Raw genomic sequence first — 19,900 nt, forward strand, 5'->3', positions numbered from 1 at the left:
ATAGATGGGTGCTCTAGCCAGGGAGCTAGTCAGTGATAATATGGATAGCACTTTTTAAACGGTTTTCCAGTGGAGTAAGATCAAATGGGCAGTCCCGTGGCCAGCCAATGGTCAGGCGCACGCCATCACCATCATAGTCGGCTTGCTCAATAGGGATCGCACTTTCTTCGCACCAGGCGCGGGCAATCGCTTCATTAGCAAAGGTGAGTCGCAGGGTGTAGCTGTTGCGCTCAACCACTTCCCGTGTAGGTAGCGTCTCAAGGGCATGGCTAACCGCCTGGGCGTAGGCGCGGGCTAAACCTCCGGTGCCTAGCTTGGTGCCGCCAAAATAACGAATCACCACACAGCCAATCTGGCCCAGTTGGCTGCCTTGGAGAACCTGGTACATGGGTCGGCCAGCGGTGCCGCCTGGCTCACCATCATCGGAAAAGCCAATCAGATTTTGCTCGCCGGGTGGCCCGGCAATATAGGCAGTGCAGTGGTGGCTGGCATTAGGGTGCGCGGTTTTTGCCGCATTCAACAGACTAGTGAATGCATTGATATCTGGGGCGTAGCAGACCCAGGTAATAAATTGGCTCTTTTCGACTTCAATGTCAGCCGTATGCCATGACGCAGGGAACAGCTCGGGAACCCGATAGCGCATTAATGCTCCGTGAAGGTAGTCTCACTTTTCACACCCATTACCATGCCGAGCACCTGAATATCCCGGTTATGCAAAAAAAGCGCTGGCTGCTGAGTATCCTCTGGCCATAGCTCAACGCCAAAGCGGCTGATAGAGAGCTGCTTCAAGGCTATTGTTTGCTGGTTAATTTCGGCAACGGCGGTTTCTATCTGGGTATCGTGTTGATAGCGCCGGATAATAATGACATCGCCATCGAATAAGTTGCAATCACACAATGCATTGCCGCGCACTTTGAGCGCATAGGTATTGCGTCGGGTAACGTTAGCTGCCATCGCATAGGGACGTGGTACTGCTTGCATGTGGCCGAACGTAGCGGTAGGTGATGCCATCGATAGGGTCATTATGAAATCTCCATTGCATGTTCTTTCATACAGTGGTTTTTAGTATAGACCTGTTTTTGCATACAGTGCTAGCAGTAATTAGTCTTAACCCTCTTTGATGGAGATCACGCTGCGACCCAGCGCCGCATTGTGTGAGTGGCGAGCAAGGGGCTTTACGTGTAGAGTTCGACGCAAAATCAATATGCCAGGAGAGACGCTTGAGCCTGTGTCTACAAGCCCGACAGCTTGCCTGTGAACGCGACGACCGCTGGCTGTTTCAAGGGCTGGATCTAGATATTCGCAGCGGTGAAATTGTGCGTATCGAGGGGCCCAATGGCAGTGGTAAGACCAGCCTGCTGAAAATCCTCTCCGGGCAGCTCAGTGACTATCAGGGCGAGCTTTTCTGGAATGGCGCTGCGATGAAAGAGGCGCGTGAACATTTCCTCGCTAATTTGCTCTATTTAGGGCACGCCCCAGGTATTAAGTTGGGGCTTTCCCCGTTAGAAAACCTGGCATGGTATCAGGCGCTCAGCGGGGAAAACGGTAACGAGGATCAGCGCCTGGACGCCCTTGAGCGGGTTGGCCTGGCAGGTTTTGAAGATGTGCCTGCAGGGCAACTCTCTGCTGGCCAGCAGCGTCGCGTGGCGCTGGCACGCTTAACGCTGACGCCCCGGTCTCTCTGGGTGTTGGATGAACCTTTTACCGCGATAGACCGTCACGGCGTCGCTGAGCTGGAAAGGCAGCTTGTGGCCCACGCTCAGGCGGGGGGCTGTGTGCTGGTAACGACACACCACGAATTGACCGCCTCACCGTTGTTGAGACGGATATCCCTCGGGTAAAGGAGAAAGGGTTGCACAGCTCTTTACATGGCGCTTCACACAGCTCTTCACAAGCTTCAGATGCCACCCAACAGGTGCTAGCAGTGCCACTGCGTGAGCACAAAGGTGGCTTGATGATCGCCGTGAAGGCCACGCTAGTGCGTGACTTAACGCTGTTGCTGAGGCGCCGTGGCGAAGTGCTCAACCCGCTGGTGTTTTTTGCCCTGGTGATCACGCTGTTTCCGATCGCGATTTCGCCCGACCCTGAGCTGTTAGCGGTCATTGCGCCGGGTTTGCTGTGGGTGGCGGCGCTGTTAGCCGCGCTGCTGTCATTAGACAGCCTGTTTCGTAGCGATTATGACGATGGCAGTCTGGAGCAACTGTTATTGGCGCCGCAGCCGTTAGCCGCGCTGAGTTTGGCCAAAGTGGCCGTGCACTGGCTGCTGACCGGCCTACCGTTGGCGCTGATGGCGCCGATATTGGGTATTATGCTGGCGCTGCCAGCGGGTAGCTACGCCGTGCTGGCGCTGTCGCTTGCCCTGGGCACGGCAAGCTTGAGCTTGATTGGCGCGATTGGTGCAGCGTTAACCGTCGGCTTGGCGCGGGGCGGGGTGCTGCTCTCGCTGCTGGTGCTGCCACTGTATATCCCGGTGCTCATTTTTGGCGCCGGTGCGGTGCAGGCAGCCATTTTCGGAGACGGCGTCGCTGCCCATCTGGCTATCCTGGGCGCGCTGCTCGCTGCCTCACTCATGTTGGCGCCGTGGGCGATTGCCGCATCGCTGCGTATCAGTATCAACGGTTAAGGACAGGACACGCTATGTGGGCCTTTATACATAAATTGGGATCACCCAAGTGGTTCTACACCATTAGCGCCAAGCTGCAGCCCTGGTTCTGGGCCGCGGCGGTGCTGTTATTGGTCGTTGGCTCGCTGTGGGGGCTAGCGTTTGCCCCGGCGGATTACCAACAGGGTAATAGCTTCCGGATTATATACGTCCATGTGCCTGCGGCCTTTTTAGCCCAATCCATTTTTATCGCCATGGCGGTCTCCGGCCTGGTGTTTATGGTCTGGAAAATTAAAGTCGCTGATATGGCGGCAGCGGTGATGGCCCCTCTTGGCGCAGCAATGACCTTTGTGGCGCTGTTCTCCGGCGCCGTGTGGGGCGTGCCCACCTGGGGGACATGGTGGATGTGGGATGCACGGCTGACCTCCATGTTGATCCTGCTGTTTCTCTATTTGGGCGTGATTGCCCTGCGCGGCGCTTTCACCAGCAGGGATAGCGCTTCACGGGCAGCCTCGGTGCTGGCCATGGTAGGGGTGATCAATATTCCCATCATCAAATACTCGGTGGATTGGTGGTACACCCTGCACCAACCCGCTTCTTTTACCTTGACGTCGCGCCCGACCATGCCGACCGAGATGTGGCTACCGCTGGTGATTATGGTGCTGGGTTTTTACAGTTTTTTTATTGCCTTAACGCTGATGCGCACGCGCAGCGAGATTCTGCGCCGCGAAGCTAACAAGCGCTGGGTACAGGATCTGGTCAACGGCCAAGTGGTGAACGTACACGCCGAGGAGGCTCGCTAATGGCATTTGACTCACTTGCTGAATTTCTCGCCATGGGTGGCCACGCGCCTTATGTATGGTCTGCCTGGGGCGTTACCGCGCTGCTGTTGCTCGCCATCGTTTGGCATGCCCGTGCAGAGCAACGCCAACTGCTGAAAGGCTTGAAGCGTCGCGCAAGACGCGAAAACAGAGCGAGGAGAGTGGCCAATGACGCCTAAACGTAAACAGAAACTGTTTGTTATTCTGGGCATTGTGTCGCTGGCCGCGATTGCCGTGGGGCTAACCCTGTACGCGCTACGCGCGAACATTAATTTGTTTTTTAGCCCGGTACAGATTGCCCAGGGCGATGCGCCCATGGAGCGGCAGATTCGCGCCGGTGGCATGGTCAAAGAGGGCTCGGTTTCCCGTGACCCTGAAAGCCTGGACGTCGAATTTACCGTCACCGATTACGTCGATGACCTGGAGGTCTATTACAGCGGCATCCTGCCGGATCTGTTCCGTGAAGGACAAGGCGTTGTTGTTGTGGGTGAACTTCAGACCGATGGTCGCTTGTATGCCGACAAAGTCCTTGCCCGTCACGACGAAAACTATATGCCCCCTGAAGTGGCCCAAGCATTGGAAGAAGCAGGCTACTCGCCCGCCGATTACCAAGCTAAAGCCGCCGAGGTGGGCAAACGCCTGGACGAAGAAGGCGTACCCCAGGCAAGCGAATATTAGGGTAGATAGCCCAATTTGGAGCACGCATGCTGATCAAACTGATTCCTGAAATTGGCCACTTTGCCCTTATCATTGCGCTGCTGATGGCGATAGTGCAGGCAGTGATGCCGCTGGCCGGTGCGGCGACTAGGCGACCACTGTGGATGGCCTATGGTCAACCCATGGCGGTGGGGCAGTTTGTGTTTATTGCCATTGCCTACGCGTGTTTGACCGCTAGCTATATGCTTGACGATTTTAGTGTGGCCAACGTGGCTAACAATTCCAACTCGCTGCTGCCCTGGTACTACAAGTTCAGCGCGGTGTGGGGCAACCACGAAGGGTCGGTGCTGCTGTGGAGCTTTATGCTTGCGGGCTGGGGGTTTGCGGCCAGCCTATTTACCGGCAACCTGCCGCGGGATATGGTCGCGCGAGTAATGGGCGTGATGGGCATGGTTTGTGTCGGCTTCTTACTGTTTATTCTGATGACATCAAACCCCTTCGAGCGGCTACTGCCCGATATGCCTCAGGATGGCGCCGACCTTAACCCGCTGTTGCAAGACTTCGGGCTGGTGGTTCATCCACCAATGCTCTACATGGGCTATGTGGGCTTTTCCGTGGTCTTTGCGTTTGCCATTGCGGCGCTGATGGGCGGGCGTTTAGACGCGGCCTGGACCCGCTGGGCACGGCCGTGGACAAACCTGGCCTGGGCGTTCCTTACCGTGGGTATCGCGCTGGGCAGCTGGTGGGCCTACTACGAGCTTGGTTGGGGCGGCTGGTGGTTCTGGGATCCGGTCGAAAACGCCTCGCTACTGCCCTGGCTAACGGGTACCGCGCTGGTTCACTCGCTGGCGGTCACCGAAAAACGCGGCTCGTTTAAGAGCTGGACCGTGCTGCTGGCGATCTCGACCTTTTCGCTATCGCTGATGGGTACTTTCCTGGTGCGCTCCGGGGTGCTGACGTCGGTACACGCGTTTGCCAACGACCCTGCCCGCGGTTTCTTTATCCTGATGTTGTTGGCCATTACGGTAACGCTGTCGCTGCTGATATTTGCCCTACGCGCACCGCGGGTAAGTCATAAAGTGGGCTTTAACTGGCTCTCCCGGGATGCGCTGCTGCTGGTCAATAATATCTTCCTGGTGATTATGACCGTCACCGTGCTGCTGGGTACCGTTTACCCACTGATTCTGGACTCTCTGGGGTTGGGGAAAATAAGCGTCGGCCCGCCCTATTTTAACGCCCTGTTTGTACCGCTCACCGTGGTGATGTGTATCTTTATGGGGCTGGGCTCGGTAACGCGCTGGAAAAGCATGGCAGCGCGGGATCTGATCCGTAAGCTGTGGCTGGCAGGCGTTGCCGCGCTGGTGCTAGGCATTTTAATGCCGCTGTTGTATCGCGGTGAGTGGAACCTGTTCGTCTCGCTGGGTATTGTCGCCGCACTCTGGATTGTGCTGCCGATGGTGCGTGATGTGTTCGATAAAACCCGCCATGCCAGCTCGTTTGTGGCCGGGGTGCGCAAGCTCTCCCTGGCGTACTGGGGGATGGTGCTGGGGCACGTGGGCGTAGCCGTTACCATTGTGGGTGTGACGGTCGTCTCCAACTACAACATCGAGCGCAATGTGCGTATGTCACCGGGTACCACGGTCGAAGTGGCGGGTTATCAGTTCACCATGACCGAACTCACTGAGCGTCGCGGGGCTAACTTCCTGGCGGATACCTCGATCCTTCAGGTTCAGCGGGGCGAGTCAGGCCGCAGCTTTACCATGCGGCCTGAAAAACGCCTTTACCTGGCCACCGGTATGCCGATGACCCAAGTGGCCCTGCGCCCAGGGCTGTTCCGCGACCTCTATGTGGCTATGGGTGAAAATCTTGGCGATAACAGTTGGGCGATGCGGGTGCAGTACAAGCCCTTTGTTCGCTGGCTGTGGCTAGGTGCGCTGCTTATGGCGACAGGTGGTGTGCTGGCAGTGCTCGACAAGCGCTACCGCCGCGCCACGGTTACTCGTGAAGCGCCGAACGTGGCCAGCAAGGGCGATAGCGCAAGGGAGGCGACGGTATGAAGCGACGACTACTGCTACTGCTGCTGCCGGTGTGTTTTTTAGGCCTGGCGCTGTTCTTTTACCATGGCCTCTCGCTGGACCCTTCCCAGCGCGATTCAGCGCTGATGGCGCGGGAGTTCCCGACCTTTGAAGCCACCACGCTGCGTGATGAAAATCGCCGAGTTGACCAAACGCTATTAGAGGGAGAAGTGACGCTGGTGAATGTGTGGGGCGAATGGTGCCCAGCCTGTAAGCAGGAGATGCCGCAACTGCTTGAACTAGCTGATCACGGAATTCGCATGGTCGGGGTTAACTACCGCGATACTCGCGAGAAGGGCATGGAGTTCCTCGGCGAGTTTGGTGATCCGTTTGAAACCAATATTTTTGATCCTGACGGCGAGCTAGGCTTTGATCTTGGCGTTTATGGTGCCCCGGAAACCTTTCTGGTCGATGCCGATGGGGTGATTCGCTACCACCATAAAGGCTATGTATCACCGCAAGACGTGCGCGAGCGAATTCTTCCGGAGGTGGAAAAATGGCGCTAATGCGAACCCTAACAGCGCTACTACTGCTAGTCATGGCGTTTGGTGCAGTGGCTGGGGGTATCGAACTGCGCGAGTTTGACGACCCAGTCACCGAGAAGCGCTATCACGACTTGACCGCCTCCATGCGCTGCCCGCTGTGTGAAAACCAGGCGATTAACGACTCCGACGCGCCTATTTCGGCAGATATGCGCGAACGTGTTTATCAACTGTTGCAAGACGGGCAGTCGGATATCGAAATCATCAATCACATGGTGCAGCGGTTTGGCGAATATATTCTCTACAACCCGCGTTTAGAGAGCCGCACCTATCTGCTGTGGGGCCTGCCCATCGCCCTGGTGTTGCTGGGGGCTATTGTGGTCGTCATGATGATACGCGCCCGCCGCAACGCCTCTGCTAAAGCATTGAGCGCCGAAGAGCGCCAGCGTATAGAAGCGCTGACTAACCGTAAGAGGTCTTCATGACGCTGCTTTGGATTGCGATTGCCGTTTTATTGCTCCCCGCGCTGTGGCTGCTGGTGTCGCCGCTAAGAAAAGCGCGTGCGCTGCACGACCAGCAGCACGACTTTGAAGCCAACGACACCTCCGCCGAGCAGAACGTGGCGATTTTTCAGCGCCGCCTGGCGTCCTTGGAAGCGGCCCGGGAGCGTGGTGATATCGATGCTGCCCGCTTCGACGAAGACCGTTTGGAGCTTGAGCGTAGCCTGCTGGAAGATACCGCCTATAGCGAGCGTCGGCCGCTCAAGTCAGCCAGTGCCGGCCGAATTGTGGTGCCCGTAGTGATGCTCGCTGTAGTGGCCGTTAGCGTCATTTGGTACCAGCAAAAGGGCGCGGAAGGCGACTTGGTGCTATTTGCGGTGCAACAAGAAGTACAGAACGATCCTGATGGCTCGCTTGCCATGTATATCGAACGCATGGAAGAGCAGGCCGAACGCCAGCCGGATAATCCCAACGTTTGGAGCTCGCTGTTTCCGCTCTATCGCGAAACCGGCCAGATGCCCAAAGCCGTGGATGCCCTGGAGCGTTTAATCGAGATTGAAGGGCGGATTCCGCCGCTGCTTGCGCAACTGGCGCAAATTCGGTTCTTTATGGCCGAGCGCCAACTGACCGACGACGTGCAGGCGCTGGTCGATGAAACCCTGGAGCAGGATCCCCGCCAGCCTACCGTACTGGGTTTGCTAGGCATTAATGCCTTCGACAACGGCGATTATGAGCAGGCCATCGATCACTGGCGCCGGGCAATCGCCAACATTGAAGACCCTAACACTGTGTCTTCGCTGCGCGACGGTATTCGTGTGGCTCAGGAGCGCATGGGCATTGAACCTGAAGAGGCTGTAGCCGAGGGCAATGGCATTCGGGTGCGCGTTGCGTTAGACGAACAGCTCGCTGGGCGCGTTAACGATAACGACACGGTGTTTATCACTGCCCGCGATCTTGAAGGCGAGTTGCCGCCGCTGGCTGTGGTGCGCGCGCAAGTATCTGAGCTGCCCATGACGGTAACGCTAGACGATAGCACTGCGATGTCGCCCCAGGCGCAGATCTCCCAGGTACGTGAAGCGCGCTTAGTGGTGCGCGTTTCCCCCTCCGGCCAAGCAACGCCCCAGCCAGGGGACCTGTTTGGTGACCTTGAGAGCGTCAGCATCGGCCCGATAGCTGAAGATGAAACGGCTGAAGTGGTGATTAACCGTGTCTTTGAATAACCGCAACGGGAACGTCGCCTCGGTATGCGCTTAACGTCGATTCGCTTAGTCGGGTTCAAGTCCTTTGTGGACCCTGTCACGGTGCCCTTCGATGGCAATATGACCGCCATCGTGGGCCCCAACGGCTGCGGTAAATCCAATATTATTGACGCCGTGCGCTGGGTCATGGGGGAGTCCTCCGCCAAAACCCTGCGCGGCGAATCCATGGCCGACGTTATCTTTAACGGCTCCACCGGCCGTAAGCCCATCAGCCAAGCCTCTATAGAACTCAAATTCGACAATCGCGACGGTGGCATGGGCGGCGTTTACGCCCAGTATGCGGAAATTGCCGTAAGGCGCCTGGTCACCCGTGATGGGCAATCCAACTACTTCTTTAACGGCCAGAAGTGCCGCCGCCGGGATATCGCCGACCTGTTTATGGGCACCGGCCTGGGCCCGCGCTCCTACGCGATTATCGGCCAGGGGATGATTTCGCGGCTGATTGAAGCGCGCCCCGACGACTTGCGCTCGACGCTGGAAGAAGCCGCGGGGATCTCCAAATACAAAGAGCGCCGCCGGGAAACCGAAAACCGCATGCGGCGCACCCAGGAAAACCTGGAGCGTCTGGACGATATTCGCGAAGAGTTGGATAAGCAGCTAGAGCGTCTAAAACGTCAGGCCGAAGCCGCCAAGCGCTATCAAGACCTAAAGGAGCAGGAGTATCGGCTCAAGGGCGAGCTTGCGCTATTGCGTGGTCGCACTTTGCGGGCGGAGCAGTCCCAGCAGGAGAGCCGCGTCCGTGAACTGGAAATAGCCGTTGAAAAAGATGTCTTCGGCGTACGCCAGTGCGAAACCCGGCTGGAACAAGCTCGCGAGCAGCACGACGAACTTTCGGAAGTGCTTGACCGCCACCAGCAGCAGTTCTTTGAAACCACCACCCGGATTGCGCGTTTAGAGCAGGATCAGGCCCACCGCCGCAGCCGCGAAACCCAGCTGGCCAGCGACATCGCCACGGCGCGGCGTGAGCTGGACGAGCAGCGCCGGGTCAGCGAAGGCGACCAGACGCGTTTAGCCGCCATTGACGAGCGCTTTGACGACCTGCTCCCCGAACACGAAGCGCTGGAAGAGCAGCTTGAAAGCCTGGAACAGGCGCTAGCCGACGCAACCCCCGCGCTAGAAGCCGCTGAACAGCAGTGGGCCGATGCCGAAACGCGCTGGCGAGATGCCAGCCGCGATGCGGATCGCAGCCAGGATCAACTACGCGACCTTGAACAACGTATTGCGCGCTTGCAGGCGGAAAATCAGCGCCGCCGCCAGCAGCGCAGCGAGGTCGCCGACCTTACCGCGCTACGCGAAGAACACGCCGTGTGTGAGGCGCAGTTAGCCGATGCCCAGCAGCAGGCAGAAGGGTTTCAAACCCAGCGCGATGAGTGGCAGCAGCGCTACGGCGATGCCAAAGCGGCCTACCAGCAGGCCAATCAAGCGCGCGACCATCAGCGTGCTGAGCTCAGCCAGCGTCAGGGGGAACTGGCCTCGCTGCAAGCGTTAATAGACGCCGCCTTGGCGGATCATGACCCTGCCATTGGCACCACATTAGAAGCGCATGGCTTGGCGGATGCGCCCCAGCTGGGGGAAGTGCTGCAGGTGGAGCCCGGCTGGGAAACGCTGGTGTCCTGGCTGCTGGCGCCCTGGCTGAATGCCCGCCTGGTGTCGCGCGAGCAATTGGCCGCTTTGCCCGAGGCCTTAGCCACGGACTGGCGGTTGATTGATCAAACGGCACCTGTTGCCTCAACGTCCGGGCAGCGCTTAGCCAGTTTAGTCAAAGGCGCAGGCGCGCTGGGTGAATGGTTAGCAAGTATTCACTATACGCAAACCGCCGAAGAGGCGGAGCAGCAGGTAGCGCACCTGGCCCCAGGTGAAAGCGTGGTGAGTCAGGATGGGGTTTGGCTGGGTCGCGGCTGGCTGAACCAGCAGGCCAACGGCGAAGGTATCGATGGGCTGCTGCTAACCCGTCGCCGCTACGCCGAGCTGACCGCCCAGCGCGAAAGTGAAGAACAAGCGCTGGCGTTGGCAGAGGAGCAGTGTGAGGCGGCCAACGAGACGATTGCAACGCTGGAGCAGGCCCGTGAGCAGCAGGCCGAACAGGAGCGTTCCCACGCCGCCACCCTGCAGCAGTTGGCGGTCAAAGAGCGCAGCCTGGCTCAGCGCCTGGAACATCTAGAGAGTCGTGCCACTGAACTTGATGCTGAGCTTGCCCAGTTGCAAGAGGATGAAGCAGAGTTAGCGCTTACCATCGACGAGCAACGCGCCCGCTGGGACGTGGCGATGGAACAGCTGGAAAGCGCAGCGCAAGCGCGGGAAGCCAGCGCCGAGCAGCGCAACCGGCAGCGCGAGGCGCGAGAGCAACTTACTCAGCAGCATGCCCCACTCAAAGCACAGCAGCAGGCGTTAGCCCTTGAGCGCGAACGTTTGAGTGCCGAGCGCGATAGCCTGCGCTCCCAGCAGGCGCGCTCCAGCGACTCTGAAGAGCGTCTATCACTGCGTATTGCCGAGCTGGAAGAGTCGCGGGAAATGTTGATCGAGCCCGATGAACTGGCGGGAGAAGAGCTCGAAGAGCTGCTTCACCAGCGCGAGCAGCAGGAGGGGCGCTTAAACGCCACTAAGCAGCAGGCTCAGGGGCTGGCAGAGCAGCTGCGCAGTGATGAACTTGCCCGCCAACAGCACGAGCGCAACCTGGAACAGAGCCGCGAGCAACTGCAGCAGCGGCGAATGGATGTGCAGGCGCTGGCACTTAAAGCGACCACCCAGGATGAGCAGCTGGCTGAACTAGGCCATAACGTCGAAACCCTTGCCGAACAGCTGCCTCAGGAGGCCACTGAAACCCGTTGGCAAGAACGTCTGGAAAGCACCACGGATAAAATTCGCCGTTTGGGGGCGATCAACCTGGCCGCCATTGAGGAGTATGACCAGCAAGCCAAGCGGCGTAACTATCTGGAAGCGCAGCACGCTGAGCTTACTGAGGCGCTGGAAACCCTCGAGCGGGCGATTAAGCGCATTGACCAAGAAACTCGTGTGCGCTTCCGGGAAACCTTTGATCAGGTCAATGCCGGGCTGCAAGCTCTGTTTCCCCGGGTGTTTGGCGGCGGTGCGGCATGGCTGACGTTGACCGGCGATGATCTATTGGAAACCGGCGTGGCAATTATGGCCCGCCCACCGGGTAAGAAGAACAGCACCATTCATCTGCTCTCGGGTGGCGAGAAGGCGCTGACCGCGCTGTCGCTGGTATTTGCGATCTTTCAGCTTAACCCCGCGCCGTTCTGTATGCTGGACGAAGTTGACGCCCCACTGGATGACGCCAACGTAGGGCGTTACGCTAGGCTGGTGAAGGAGATGTCTGAAAACGTTCAGTTTATTTACATCACCCACAACAAAATTGCCATGGAAGCCGCCGAGCGCCTGATGGGGGTCACCATGCAGGAGCCCGGCGTTTCGCGCATGGTTTCCGTGGGTATTGAAGAAGCCGCGGCGTTGGTTGATTAAACTCACACTCTCCCAAACTCGCCAAGCAAAGCTGTGGAAGTATTCTGAGTAAGCGCTGAAGAGTGTATTTCGAGCGACAGAGTGGGAGAGACAAACGCCAAGTGGGTAATCTTTTGTTGGCTAAATGCGTAAAAAAATGTCCTAAAGCGTTCAACTTAACTATATTACCCCTATCAATAGCGCGGGCGAGATGGTTAAACGGCTTATAGAGGGAATATACTCTGGTGGATGAGGCGGTTGTCAAAACGGCTTTTCTTGCATCTAGGATTCCTTTATAAAGCTAATCATAGATGTTAGATCTAATGATCGTGGCACTTTTGTTTGAAGTTAAGGTCGGATTTCTTTGGCTTAAACAGTGTCAGAATTTTGGCAAGGCGTGAAAATCGCGTTAAATGCAGCAAAAATTGGCCATTTTCACCATAATCGCGCTATGCTTGGTGACAAGTACTTATTAAATAGCAGTTACAGTTATCCAAATTCAGGCATGCCTTTTTAGACCCAGTGCCTTAGCAAACGGCAAGACGACCATGGAACGTTCGACATGGAACTAAGAGAGTGGCTAATCATATTAGGGAAGGTCTGAATAATTACCGATATTCGTCAACGCTCACTTGAGCTGATAAAAAATTGCAAATTTAGGCACTATTTTCCCGTTCTTTGTGCATTTTTTGCCCGTTAACCGCTCATTAAGCGGAAAACGGGCGCAATAGCCCTATTCCCACAGGTATTTTTCACTGATCAGCAGGTTGCTGAACGCCGCCAGCAGGTGCAGGCGCTGGGTGTTTTTAGCAAGACCACGATAGCGAACCTTGCCATAACCAAAGACTTGCTTGATGTACCGAAAAGGGTGCTCCACCTTGGCTCGGATGCTGGCTTTGATCTTTTCGACTTTCTGTTGCTTGGCATCCAACTTCTTTCGCGTGCCAGGCCGTCTGGCAATATACCAAGAGACGTCGCAGCGGTGATGGAGCTCGTCTCGCTTTTGAATGCCCAGGTAACCGGCATCACCGAAGACGCGCTGCTCTTCACCGTGAAGCAGCTTATCGGCAGGCACAATGTCATGCACATTAGCAGCCGTGGTGTCGATGCTGTGAATCAACCCAAGTTTGTCGTCGACACCTATGTGCATTTTCATACCAAAGTGCCAGGAGCCACCTTTTTTAGTCTGGTGCATCTCCGGATCGCGCTTGCCATGTTTGTTTTTGGTAGAACTAGGCGCAGAAATGATAGTGGCATCAACAATGCTGCCTTCGCGCAACATTAGGCCGTTTTTCGTCAGGTGTTTGTTCACTTCCTGGAACAGCACCTTGCCAAGGCTGTGTCGTTCTAGAAAATGACGAAACTTGAGAATCGTCGTTTCGTCCGGCAATCGGTCTAGCTTCAAACCGGCGAAATGCCTCATGGACTCGATCTCGTAGAGAGCATCTTCCATTGACGGATCGCTCAAGTTGTAGAACAACTGCATACAGTGAACTCGAAGCATGGCAGACAATGGATACGGAGGCCGCCCGCTCTCGCCCTTGGGGTAATAACGGGCTACCTTCTTCTCCAGCTGCGTCCAGGGGATCAGCTTGTCCATCCGCTCCAGAAAGAGTTCGCGGCGAGTCTTTCGCTTTTTGTTCTGGTACTCGGCTTCGGAGAAGGTGATCTGATCCATGGCAGCACTGAACCCTATGCAGTTGACGATGTTCGTATTATCGCTGAAGGCAGAGACTTTTTCAGAGCCTCCTTAGGTCTGGCGTTGGTATCGCTCATCGTTATTGACGGTGCGCGAAGGCTTCAACGTCAGCGACGTGTACCCCGTCTAGATCAGGCGGAGAGAGACCTTTCCGGCAGTTCGTTAGATGATCCCGATGAGGCTGCTAAAGCCGCGGAGATCAATTGGGAACTTCCTAATGGCGGTGCTCGAGTTGTTAAACCGGCAGACTATAGTGGCTTAGGTAATAAACCAAAGTTAGAACGTCAAGAGCATCCTGGGCCTTCCAGAGTGCTTTCCGAGTTTAGACGTTCAGCCTCTGCTAAAGCGGCCAAGCGCAAAGCAGATAAGGCAGACAAACTAGATAAAGCGGCATCAATTGCGCAGCCATCGCCCAGTGTAGCGGTTAAAGCAGAACGGCCGGTTACTACGCAGGCGTCAGAACAGGAGCGCCGCGAGCCAAGTATCTCAATGACCGACTCTTCGCCCGCTGAAATGTCTCATGACAAGGCGGCTGCACCTCAGCAGCCTGCATACGCTGCTGCGACGCCCAGTGCAGCGGCGGCTGAAACTGAAGCGGCTAAAACTGATGTTGTTAAAACTGAAGTTGAAGCGACTCAACCCGCCGCTTCTGACGCCATCTCGCTGTCTGCCAGCGAAGCAGATACTGAAATGGCGACAACGCATCGCTCCGAACCAGAACATGCATCAGAGTCTGAGCAAGAGCCGGTACTGAGGGCGGAGCCAGAAGACGCCGTATTTGCCAAGCATGCCAATGAGCACTCGCCTAAGCGGCGTCAGTTGCGTTCTGACACAGCAGGCGAAGAAGATGAGTTAGACGATGATGAAGTTGATGAGTATCGCTTAGTCGACTTTGAAGGCATGGGGCGCTCACTAAAGCGTCGTTTGATTGCGCGGCGTAAAGAGAAACAGCGCAAAAAAGCCGAAAAAGCAGTGCGTGATAAAGCCTTGGCGCAGCAGAAGGCTGGGCGCAAAGCGCTGGAAGCAGAGCAACGGCGTGAAGCCAAAGAAGCCGCTGACGCAGAGCGTGCGCGCCTTGCTCAAGAGCAGGCGCAAGCTCGTGAAGAAGAAGCCGCGGCCAATGCGGCCGCCGCAGAAAGGCTCGCCGCCCAGCAGCGTGTCGCTGACGAAGAAGAGCGTCGCTACGCAAGCAGCGAGTATGCTGCCCACGAGGATAACTTTGCACATAATTCCGACGAGCGTTTCGCCGCTGATGACAGCCACGCTATCGACGAACGTGAGGTCAATGAGAGAGTCCGTGTTCACCCAACGTTAGAAAAAGCCTTACGTCACGACGTAAATGGTGAACATGCCAAAGAAACGCTGACCAACGCAGAAGAAGTCGTGGTGATTAGCGTTCTCTCCAGAGACCCGGAAGGTTTCGACGGCACCAAACTGCTCGACCTGATGATGGTATGCGGGTTGCGCTACAGTCGTGCGATGGGCGTTTTCCACCGCTTTGAAACCGAGAGCGATGACAGCGAACTGCAGTTCTCGATGGTGAACGTGGTGAAACCGGGCACTTTCCCCATCGAAGAGATGGGTGAGTTTATGACCCCCGGTATCACGCTGCTGATGCCGCTGCCCGGCGCTGTTGATAGCTCAGTCGCCTTTGAGGCGATGGTGGAAACCGCCATGGTCGTGGTACGCCATATGGGCGGTGAGTTGAAAGACGAAAACCGCAGCGTAATGACCGCGCAAACAATCGAATTCGCCCGTCAGCGGGTGCGTGAGTTTGAGCGCCGCCATAGACTGCATCGTCAGATGCAAGCGCGCTAAACGGCGACCATTAACCGACGAAGCATCAGTTGCTGCGTAACACCCGCCTTCTTGCCAGAAGGCGGGTGTTTCTGTTCAATACGCAGCACATTTTGTATTTTCAAATTTTTGCACTTTTGCTGCGAGTCTGGAACCCATTCAAATGAGTCAGTCTGATTCACAACCGCTGGAAGAGATTACCCAACTGCGGGCCGCCCTGGACGAGGCCAACTACCGTTACTACGTGCTCGATGAACCGACGCTCACAGATGCCGACTACGATCGCAAATTTCAGCGCTTGCAGCAGTTGGAGAGCGAACATCCAGAACGGGTCACGCCTGACTCGCCAACCCAGCGCGTTGGCGCTGCCCCCGCGGATGGCTTTCCCTCGGTAGCCCATGCGATCCCCATGCTGTCGCTGGATAATGCCTTTAGCCGTGACGATATCCACGCCTTTGCCGAGCGAGTTGCCGAGCGCCTTGAATGCGCCGCAGACGACGTTGAGTTTACCTGCGAGCCAAAATTGGATGGCGCAGCCGTCTCGCTAGTCTACGAACAGGGCGTACTGGTAAGCGGGGCAACGAGAGGCGATGGCCGTACCGGGGAAGGTATTACCTCTAACCTGCGCACGCTGCGCTCGGTACCGTTAAAGCTGCTGGGCAAAAACGTGCCTGCGCTGCTCGAAGTGCGGGGCGAGGTGATTATGCGCCATGCGGGTTTTGAAGCCCTGAACGAGCGTGCCCGGCAAGAGGACAGTAAGGTATTTGCCAACCCGCGCAACGCGGCGGCGGGCAGCCTGCGTCAGCTAGACCCGCGCATCACCGCTAAACGTCCGCTAGAGTTTCACGCCTACCAGGCTGCGCGCTTGGAGCCGGATCTGGGCGATGCGACTCACAGTGAATTAATGAAGCGGTTAGCCACGCTAGGCTTTCGTGCCAGTTCAGAGCTTAAAGTCGTCAAAGGCCCCCAAGCCGTTGCTGACTACTGCGAGCAGTTAGGCGAGAAGCGCGACGGTCTAGGGTTCGATATCGATGGCGTGGTGATCAAGGTGAATGACCTGCGCCACCAGCGTGAACTTGGCTTTGTTGCCCGCGCGCCACGCTGGGCGGTGGCGTTCAAGTATCCGGCTCAGGAAGAGGTCACCACCCTGAACGATGTGGAATTTCAGGTTGGCCGCACCGGGGCGATTACTCCCGTGGCGCGACTTGAACCAGTCACCGTGGCCGGTGTGACGGTTTCTAACGCCACGCTGCACAACGCTGATGAGATTAAGCGCTTAGACGTAATGATTGGTGATACGGTCTCGATTCGCCGGGCCGGTGATGTAATTCCCCAAGTGGTGAGTGTCCATACCGAGCTGCGCCCAGCGGATGCAAGGGCGATTGTTTTTCCCGAACACTGCCCCGTGTGCGGTTCGGATATCGAGCGCCTTGAAGGCGAAGCGGTGGCGCGCTGTTCCGGCGGTCTTTATTGCGCGGCGCAGCGCAAAGAGGCGCTAAAGCACTTCGCCAGCCGTAAAGCGCTGGATATTGACGGCCTGGGCGAAAAGTTGATCGTGCAGTTGGTCGATTTGGACTGGGTGGAAACCCCCGCGGCGCTGTTCCACTTAACCGTCGAGCAGTTGCAAAGCCTGCCGCGTATGGGCGAGAAGTCCGCCACTAACTTGGTCAACGCGCTTGAAACCGCTAAGTCGACCACCTTGGCGCGGTTTATTTATGCGTTAGGAATTCGTGAAGTAGGCGAGGCCACAGCGGCCAACCTGGCCAATCACTTTGGTACCCTAGACGCCATTCAAGCCGCTGAGTTGGAAGCGCTGGAAGCGGTTAACGATGTCGGCCCGATTGTTGCCGCCCATGTGCATACCTTCTTTCGTCAGCCCCACAATCAGCAAACCATTGCCGCGCTGATTGACGCAGGCATTACCTGGCAAGAAGCGGAAGTCACCCAGGGCCCAACGCCACTGGAAGGCCAGACCTGGGTGCTCACCGGCTCGCTGGAGAGCATGACCCGCGATGAAGGTAAGGCGCGGCTGCAGGCGCTGGGTGCTAAGGTGGCAGGCAGCGTATCGAAAAAGACCACCTGTTTGGTTGCTGGCGAAGCGGTGGGCAGTAAACTGACCAAAGCCGAACAGATGGGCGTGGAAGTCGTCGACGAAGCTACCTTTATTGAACGTTTGGCAGAGTGGGAGCAGCGCTAATGAGCCGTTTTATTGAAGTACCCGCCAGAATGCTGCCACCGGATACCCTCAATGCCCTGCTAGAGGCGTTTGTGACCCGTCAGGGCTACGACACTACCGATACCACGGGCGAGGGCATGCACGGCTGGGTAGTCGAGCTTAAAAAGCAGCTAGAGCGCAATGAGCTGATCATCGCCCATGACCTTGAGCTGGAAATGACCGAAGTGATGACCCTGGCCCAGTGGCGTTCTTTTGGCCGCGATATCGCCGACGACGAGGAAGAGGGCGATATCTAAGCCTTTTTTCTAAGCGTTCCCACCACGAATAATCGCGCTAATAATCCGCCGCCCTGGGTGAAGATGATCCACCAGCGGCGCTTCTAGCGGCATTGGCTCATCGCATATTCGTGAGGCGATCACCTCGGCGCAAAGTGGCGCGCTGGCTAATCCCCGCGAGCCATGGGCGGTGGATATCCACAGGCCCGGGTAGTGCTCACCTGGCGTATCCGCCACCCGGGTGGCATCTTTGCTGAGTAATGCATAGTCAGCGCGCCATGCTGCTGCCACCGGCACCGGCCCCGCGTAAGGGGTTTTGTCGGGGCTTGCCGCCCGCACCGCCGCGCGGCCTTGAAGCTGTTCCGGCGTTAGCTCAATGCCTGCCTGTGCCAACTCCTCCACCAACGCGGGCAGCGTTTGGCGTAGCTCATCGATATTGCGCTGATGGTCGTCAACCGTCACATCAGTCGTCGCGTTATTGGGCACAAAGCTGGCGCCGAAGGTCAGCACGCCCTCTAGTGCAGGTGCCACATAACCCCCGGCACACACCACCCGCTTAGGGCCTGCTACTTCATCGGGTAGCCGTAATTCACTAATCTGACCGCGCACCGACTGCAGTGGCAACTCCGCCGTTTGCGCAAAGCGGTTAGCCAAATGGGCGCTGGCAATCACCACCTGATCCGCTTCGACCGTGCTGCCATCGGCCAAGTTAAGCTGCCAGCCGTCCTCTAGCTGGGTCAGGGCGTTAACGTCGCCTTGTAGAAGAGTAATGCCTGGCTGCTGAAGTAAATGCTCACACAGCGCCTTGGGCCTCACCCAGCCCGCCTGTGGATAATAAAGCCCGTGAGGGGCGTCAATGGCCATGGCCGCCGTCTTGGATAGCGCCGGGTTTTCCATGGCGGTGACAACCTCGCCGGGCAGTGGATGCAGCTCAATAAAACGCTGCTGGCGGCGCGCCTCTTTATCGCTACTCGCCAACTGCACCACGCCACAGGGCTGCCATAAGGGAGCTGTGGATAATGCCTGCGTGAATAGCTGCTGCGAAAGCCAGCGCTGGCTATACAGCAGCCCAGCGAGATAAACCCGGCTTTGCTGATTGGTCTCAGCAGCCAGCTTTACATACAGCGCGCCCTGGCGATTACCCGAGCCGCCCGCGCCGGGGGCTTCGAGCTCTACCACGGTTACCTTCACTCCCCGTCGCGCCAGCGCTGCTGCCACACTGCTGCCAGCCAGCCCGGCGCCGACGACGACAACGTGCTTGACTGAGGCTAAAGGCGGCGGCGTAAACCAGGGCGTTGTTTGGCGGCGGATATCTGCTGGCGGCGACTCAATACTGCCCGCAAGCATCTCGCGCTTGCGGCCATAGCCCGGCACTTTCTTCCATTTAAAGCCCGCCGCTTTCAAGCCCCGCTTAACGATGCCTGCACAGGTAAAGGTGGCGAAAGTAGCACCGGGGCGCGAACGGGCGGCCATGGCGCTAAACAGTTCAGGCTGCCACATATCGGGGTTTTTAGACGGCGCAAAACCGTCTAAAAACCAGGCGTCGACTTGGCCATCCAGCTGCTCCAGACGCTCGGTAGTATCGCCGAAATGCAGATCCAGGGTGACGCGCTTGGTTAAGTGCAGGCGATGAATACCGCTAACGGCAGCGGGCCACTGGGCGCAAAGCGCCTGTGCATAAGTGGCAAGGGAGGGCCAGCTCGCTAGTGCTTGTTCAAGGGCGCTAAGCTCAAGGGGAAACTTCTCTGTGGATAACAGATGCAATCGGGCACTGGGGGGCGCGTGTTGTTCGAAACAGGCCCAGGCGCAGAGCATATTAAGCCCGGTGCCAAAGCCGGTTTCGCCAATCACAAAGGGCCGCGCGGCTTCCCAGGCGGCAAAGCGCTCGGGAAGGTGGTTGGCGCCCAGGAACACATGCTCGGTCTCCGCGCGCCCATCGCCGCGGGTGAAATAGATATCATCAAACGCTGTTGCGTGGGGGGCTCCCTCGTTCCAGGTAAGCATGGGCGTGGTTAATGCCGCCAGCGGGGGCAAAGCGTTTGAACGTTGGGTCACGCGGTTATCCGTATTGATGAACAGGTGGTTAAAAAATGATCAA

At 57.3% G+C, this 19,900-nt stretch carries 17 protein-coding genes; 13 read left to right on the forward strand and 4 right to left on the reverse strand.

What is annotated here, in order from left to right:
* Nucleotides 1-25: 25 nt before the first annotated feature.
* Nucleotides 26-643, reverse strand: a complete 618-nt coding sequence (locus U738_RS02005; protein WP_035576802.1) for an IMPACT family protein — start codon at nt 641-643, stop codon at nt 26-28.
* Entirely contained in the window at nt 643-1,023 is a 381-nt protein-coding gene (locus U738_RS02010; protein WP_035576805.1) for a LexA family protein, read from the reverse strand. The genes U738_RS02005 and U738_RS02010 overlap by 1 nt, the downstream gene beginning before the upstream one ends.
* 197 nt (nt 1,024-1,220) lie before the next feature.
* Between U738_RS02010 and ccmA the strand changes: the two genes are divergently transcribed.
* From ccmA to smc, 10 genes are all read left to right on the forward strand, one after another.
* The gene (gene ccmA, locus U738_RS02015) at nt 1,221-1,841 is read left to right on the forward strand and encodes a cytochrome c biogenesis heme-transporting ATPase CcmA (protein ID WP_035576807.1); all 621 of its coding nucleotides are present in this window, start codon (nt 1,221-1,223) and stop codon (nt 1,839-1,841) included.
* A gap of 113 nt (nt 1,842-1,954) precedes the next feature.
* Nucleotides 1,955-2,623, forward strand: a complete 669-nt coding sequence (gene ccmB, locus U738_RS02020) for a heme exporter protein CcmB (protein WP_231896862.1) — start codon at nt 1,955-1,957, stop codon at nt 2,621-2,623.
* A gap of 14 nt (nt 2,624-2,637) precedes the next feature.
* Nucleotides 2,638-3,405, forward strand: coding sequence for a heme ABC transporter permease (locus U738_RS02025; protein ID WP_035576809.1), 768 nt, complete (start codon nt 2,638-2,640; stop codon nt 3,403-3,405).
* On the forward strand, nt 3,405-3,602 hold the full coding sequence (ccmD, locus tag U738_RS02030) for a heme exporter protein CcmD (RefSeq protein WP_035576810.1): 198 nt from the start codon (nt 3,405-3,407) through the stop codon (nt 3,600-3,602). Before U738_RS02025 ends, ccmD begins: the two co-directional genes overlap by 1 nt.
* Complete coding sequence (gene ccmE, locus U738_RS02035; protein ID WP_035576812.1) at nt 3,592-4,101, forward strand: cytochrome c maturation protein CcmE; 510 nt, start codon at nt 3,592-3,594, stop codon at nt 4,099-4,101. The genes ccmD and ccmE overlap by 11 nt, the downstream gene beginning before the upstream one ends.
* A 26-nt stretch (nt 4,102-4,127) precedes the next feature.
* Nucleotides 4,128-6,137 (forward strand): heme lyase CcmF/NrfE family subunit, encoded by a 2,010-nt coding sequence (locus U738_RS02040; RefSeq protein ID WP_035576815.1) that lies wholly within the window; start codon nt 4,128-4,130, stop codon nt 6,135-6,137.
* Nucleotides 6,134-6,661 (forward strand): DsbE family thiol:disulfide interchange protein, encoded by a 528-nt coding sequence (locus U738_RS02045; RefSeq protein WP_035576816.1) that lies wholly within the window; start codon nt 6,134-6,136, stop codon nt 6,659-6,661. The genes U738_RS02040 and U738_RS02045 overlap by 4 nt, the downstream gene beginning before the upstream one ends.
* Nucleotides 6,652-7,122, forward strand: a complete 471-nt coding sequence (locus tag U738_RS02050) for a cytochrome c-type biogenesis protein (RefSeq protein ID WP_035576819.1) — start codon at nt 6,652-6,654, stop codon at nt 7,120-7,122. Before U738_RS02045 ends, U738_RS02050 begins: the two co-directional genes overlap by 10 nt.
* Complete coding sequence (gene ccmI, locus U738_RS02055; protein ID WP_035576821.1) at nt 7,119-8,357, forward strand: c-type cytochrome biogenesis protein CcmI; 1,239 nt, start codon at nt 7,119-7,121, stop codon at nt 8,355-8,357. The genes U738_RS02050 and ccmI overlap by 4 nt, the downstream gene beginning before the upstream one ends.
* A gap of 24 nt (nt 8,358-8,381) precedes the next feature.
* Nucleotides 8,382-11,876, forward strand: a complete 3,495-nt coding sequence (gene smc, locus U738_RS02060; protein ID WP_035576824.1) for a chromosome segregation protein SMC — start codon at nt 8,382-8,384, stop codon at nt 11,874-11,876.
* Between the two features lie 712 nt (nt 11,877-12,588).
* Here the strand turns inward: smc and U738_RS02065 are convergent.
* A complete protein-coding gene (locus tag U738_RS02065) occupies nt 12,589-13,533 on the reverse strand; it encodes an IS5 family transposase (protein WP_035576486.1) in 945 nt (314 codons plus the stop codon).
* 84 nt (nt 13,534-13,617) lie between these two features.
* Between U738_RS02065 and U738_RS02070 the strand changes: the two genes are divergently transcribed.
* The 3 genes from U738_RS02070 (at nt 13,618) to U738_RS02080 (ending at nt 17,823) form a co-directional block, all read left to right on the forward strand.
* The gene (locus U738_RS02070; protein WP_235208625.1) at nt 13,618-15,372 is read left to right on the forward strand and encodes a cell division protein ZipA C-terminal FtsZ-binding domain-containing protein; all 1,755 of its coding nucleotides are present in this window, start codon (nt 13,618-13,620) and stop codon (nt 15,370-15,372) included.
* Between the two features lie 142 nt (nt 15,373-15,514).
* Nucleotides 15,515-17,548, forward strand: coding sequence for an NAD-dependent DNA ligase LigA (gene ligA / locus U738_RS02075; protein ID WP_035576827.1), 2,034 nt, complete (start codon nt 15,515-15,517; stop codon nt 17,546-17,548).
* On the forward strand, nt 17,548-17,823 hold the full coding sequence (locus tag U738_RS02080; RefSeq protein ID WP_035576829.1) for a YheU family protein: 276 nt from the start codon (nt 17,548-17,550) through the stop codon (nt 17,821-17,823). Before ligA ends, U738_RS02080 begins: the two co-directional genes overlap by 1 nt.
* 9 nt (nt 17,824-17,832) lie before the next feature.
* On the opposite strand, the gene mnmC is transcribed toward U738_RS02080, so the two are convergent.
* Nucleotides 17,833-19,857, reverse strand: coding sequence for a bifunctional tRNA (5-methylaminomethyl-2-thiouridine)(34)-methyltransferase MnmD/FAD-dependent 5-carboxymethylaminomethyl-2-thiouridine(34) oxidoreductase MnmC (gene mnmC / locus U738_RS02085; protein ID WP_035576831.1), 2,025 nt, complete (start codon nt 19,855-19,857; stop codon nt 17,833-17,835).
* Nucleotides 19,858-19,900: the final 43 nt, after the last annotated feature.

It is taken from the genome of Halomonas sp. TG39a (assembly GCF_000744395.1).
Taxonomy (GTDB): Bacteria; Pseudomonadota; Gammaproteobacteria; order Pseudomonadales; family Halomonadaceae; genus Vreelandella; species Vreelandella ventosae_B.